At 71.0% G+C, this 4,395-nt stretch carries 1 pseudogene; it reads left to right on the plus strand.

The annotated features are described in order from the left end of the window. Positions 1-19: 19 nt before the first annotated feature. Positions 20-4,222, plus strand: a pseudogene (locus tag OV427_RS50715) (amino acid adenylation domain-containing protein); the annotation flags it as partial. Positions 4,223-4,395: the final 173 nt, after the last annotated feature.

Raw genomic sequence — 4,395 nt, forward strand, 5'->3', positions numbered from 1 at the left:
AGACGCAGCTGGCTGCCATCTGGGCCGAGGTGCTGCATCTGGAAGCGGTCGGCGTCACCGATGACTTCTTCACCCTCGGTGGCCACTCACTGCTGGCCACGCAGGTCGTCTCCCGCATGCGCCGCGCCTTCGAGGTGGAGCTTCCCGTGCGCGCCCTCTTCGAAGCGCCCACCATTGCGGCCCTCGCCCCACGCGTAGAGGCCGCCCGGCAGTCGCGCGCAGGCGAGCAGTTCCCGCCGCTGATGCCCGTGCCACGCACCGGGCCGCTGCCGCTGTCCTTCGCCCAGCAGCGCCTCTGGTTCCTCGACCAGCTCCAGCCCGGCAGTGCTTCCTACAACCTGCCCACCGCGGTGCGCCTGACGGGAGCCCTGGACCTCACCGCGCTGGAGCGCGGCCTCGGCGCACTCATCGAGCGTCAGGAGTCCCTGCGCACCACCTTCACCCTGCGCGGCGAGGAGCCGGTCCAGGTCATCCACCCGGCCTGCGACTTCCCGCTGCCCCTGGTGGACCTGCGCGAGGTGGCGGAGGACCTGCGTGAGTCCGAGGCTCGCCGGCTGGCGGAAGCCGAGGCAGTGCGGCCGTTCGACCTGGACCACGGGCCGCTCCTCCGCGCCACGCTGTTGCGGCTGACACCCGACGAACACGTCCTGCTGCTGACGATGCACCACATCGTCTCCGACGGCTGGTCCATGGGCGTGCTCGTCCGCGAGCTGGCCGCCCTGTACCAGGCCGCCGCATCCGGTGAGCGCCCCCGCCTCACGCCGCTGCCCATCCAGTACGCCGACTACACCGCGTGGCAGCGGAGCTGGCTGCGCGGAGACGTGCTCGACACGTGGCTCGGCTACTGGAAGCAACAGCTCGCCGGGGCGCCCCACGCCCTGGAGCTGCCCACTGACAGGCCGCGTCCCGCCGTGCAGACCTTCCACGGCGCGACACACGATTTCTCGCTCTCGCCCGAGCTGTCCCGCGGCCTCGAAGCCCTCGCCCGCGAGCACCAGGCCACCCTCTTCATGGTGCTGCTGGCGGGCTTCAAGGCCCTGCTGCACCGGTACTCGGGCCAGGAAGACATCGTCGTCGGCTCTCCCATCGCCGGCCGCAACCGCGCCGAGACGGAGGGGCTCATCGGCTTCTTCGTCAACACCCTTGCCCTGCGCTCCCGCGTCTCCGGCACGGACTCGTTCGCCTCGCTGCTGGAGCAGGTGAAGGCGGCCACCCTGGGTGCCTACGAGCACCAGACGTGCCCTTCGAGAAGCTGGTGGAGGTGCTCCGCCCGGAGCGCGACCTGAGCCGCACGCCGCTCTTCCAGGTCGTCTTCACCCTGCAGAACCTGCCCGACACCCGGCTGTCGCTGCCGGGGCTCACGCTCTCCACGCTGGAGACAGGAGGCGATGTCGCCAAGTTCGACCTCATGCTGTCCATGCAGCATGGCGCCGAGGGCCTGCAAGGAGCGCTGAACTACAACACCGACCTGTTCAACACAGCCACCGTCGCCCGGATGTCGCACCACCTGCGCACGCTGCTGGAGGCTGTCTCCCGTCGCCCGGCCCAGCCCCTCTCCGCGCTGCCGCTGATGGACGCGGCCGAGCAGCGACGGGTGCTCGTGGAGTGGAACGACACCGCCTCGGACTTCCCTGGGGACGCCAGCCTCCACGGGCTCTTCGAGGCCCAGGCACGCCGCACTCCGGACGCCGTGGCCCTGCGCTTCGGCCAGGACTCCCTGAGCTACCGCGAGCTGGACGCTCGGGCCAATCAACTCGCTCACCACCTGCGCGCGCTGGACGTGCGTCCGGGCGCGTGCGTCGGCCTGTGCGTGGAGCGCTCGCTGGAGCTCGTCGTCGGCATGCTCGGCATCCTCAAGGCCGGCGCCGCCTACGTGCCGGTGGAGGCGCACCAACCGCCGGAGCGCCTCGCCTGGATGCTGCGCGAGACGGGCGCTCGCGTGCTCCTCACCCAGCAGTCCCTGCCGAGCGCGACGTTCGAGGGACACCGCGTCCCGCTGGACGCGGAGTGGAGCGCCATCGCCTCGCGGCCCACCACGCCCCTCGCCGAGGAGCCCGGTGCGGACACGCTGGCGTACGTCATGTTCACCTCGGGTAGCACCGGCCGTCCCAAGGGCGTCTGCGTGCCCCACCGGGGCGTGACGCGGCTGGTGCGCGGCAGCGACTTCATGCGCTTCGGCTCGGACGAAGTCATTCTCCAGCTCGCCCCAGCGGCCTTCGACGCCTCCACGCTGGAGGTCTGGGGCGCGCTGCTTCATGGCGCGACGCTGGTGCTCGCTCCTCCGGGGGCCCTCTCCCTCGACGAAATCGGTGAGCTGCTGTCGCGCGAGCGCATCACCACCCTGTGGCTCACGGCGGCCCTCTTCGAGCAGATGGTGCTGCACCAGGGCAGCGCACTGGCCCGCGTCCGACAGGTGCTCGCGGGCGGCGACGTGCTGCCCGTGCAGCGCGTGCGTGAGCACCTCTCGCGGCTGCCTCCAGGCGCCGTGCTCATCAACGGCTACGGCCCCACCGAGAACACCACCTTCTCCGCCACCCACACCCTGCGGGCCGGAGAGGAGCCGGGCCGCTCGGTGCCCATCGGCCGGCCACTGTCCAACTCCACCGCGTACGTACTGGACGCTTCGCTCCAGCCGGTGCCGCCGGGCGTTCCCGGTGAGCTGTACGTGGGCGGAGCCGGCCTCGCCTGGGGCTACCTCCACCGCGCGGACCTCACGGCCGAGCGCTTCGTGCCCCACCCCTTCTCCTCCACCCCCGGCGCGCGGCTGTACCGCACCGGTGACAAGGTGCGCTGGAGCGAGGACGGCACCCTCGAGTTCCTCGGCCGCATCGACTTCCAGGTGAAGCTGCGCGGCTTCCGAATTGAGCCGGGCGAGGTGGAGTCGGTGCTGCGCCACGCCCCGGGCGTCGAGGAAGCCGTGGTGGTGGTGCGCGAGGACGCTCCCGGCGACAAGCGCCTGGTGGCGTACGTGGCGGCCGCACCCGGCAGCCTGGACGCCGCGGGCCTGCGCGCCTCCACCCAGCGGACGCTGCCCGACTACATGGTGCCTTCCGCCTTCGTGGTACTGGACGCCCTGCCCCTCAACGCCAACGGCAAGGTGGACCGCAAGGCGCTGCCCGCGCCGGACGCGCCCGCGTCCACCTCCGAGTACGTGGCCCCGCGCACCCCGTTGGAGATGCAGCTCGCGGAGGGCTTCGCCAGCGTCCTGCGCGTGCCTCGCGTGGGCCTCACCGATGACTTCTTCGCGCTGGGCGGCCACTCCCTGCTGGCCGTCCAACTGGTGGCGCGCCTCCGCGAGAGCACCGGCGTCGCGGTGCCGGTGTCCGCCCTCTTCCAGGGCTCCACCGTGGAGCGGCTGGCCCGGTGGCTGGAGCAGCGGCACGACGGCACGACGCTCCCGACACCCAACCTGATGAGGCTGGACTCGAACGGCTCCACCCGGCGCCCCCTCTTCCTCATCCATGGCGGCGGAGGCGGGGTGCTGGGCTACGCGGAGCTGGTCCGCCACTGTGGCGCGGAGCGGCCCGTGTACGGACTGCAAGCCTCGGGACTGGAGGGTGGAGAACTACCTCCCGCGTCCGTCGAGACCCTCGCGACCTGGTACCTGACCCAGGTGCGCGCCGTGCAACCTCACGGACCCTACCTGCTGGGAGGCTGGTCCTTCGGCGGACTCGTGGCCTACGAGATGGCACGCCAGCTCCAGGCCGCGGGGGAGCGGGTGGAGCTGCTCGCGCTGCTCGACACCGCAGCCCCCGCGCTCCAGCCGCCACCGGATTCCCTCACCGAGCTGGCCACCTTCGGCGCCGTGCTGGGCCTGCCATGGCAGGAGCTGCCGCTGGACCGGGAGCGGCTCCTCCACCTCCAAGGTCGTGAGCAGCGGGCCTACCTGTTGGAACAGGTGCGGCGCTGGAGGCCGGGCGCGCTGGAGCTGGGCCTCGAGGCCCTGGAGCGGCTCTTCGCCGTCTTCCAGCGACTCTTCGAGGCACGCCGCACCTACCTGCCAGGTCCCTATGCGGGGCCCACGCTCCTCGTCCGGGCCGCCATGTCCTCCCAGGGTGGACCTCGCGCCGTGGACCTGGGTTGGGGCCCCTGGCTCACCGGTGAAATCACGGTGGTTGAAACACCAGGAGACCATTTCTCGCTGCTCAATTCCTCTCACGCACCCTACGTGGCGGAGCGGCTGATTCACTGGCTGAGAAATCTGGAACGCGGTGCCGCGTAACAAGCCCGTGGCCCAATCTCACGGGGAGTGCTGGCAGGCGAGCGTGGGGGGGATGTTGTAGAGGCCTTTGTGTCTACGTCATATGGCCGTTGGAGTACCGGACAGGGTACTTCCCACGCGCCCGCACGATAATTTTCCAAGCTCGCGCTGACTTCTGGATTCGGAGTACCGCA

This window comes from Pyxidicoccus sp. MSG2 (genome assembly GCF_026626705.1).
Classification (GTDB): Bacteria; Myxococcota; Myxococcia; order Myxococcales; family Myxococcaceae; genus Myxococcus.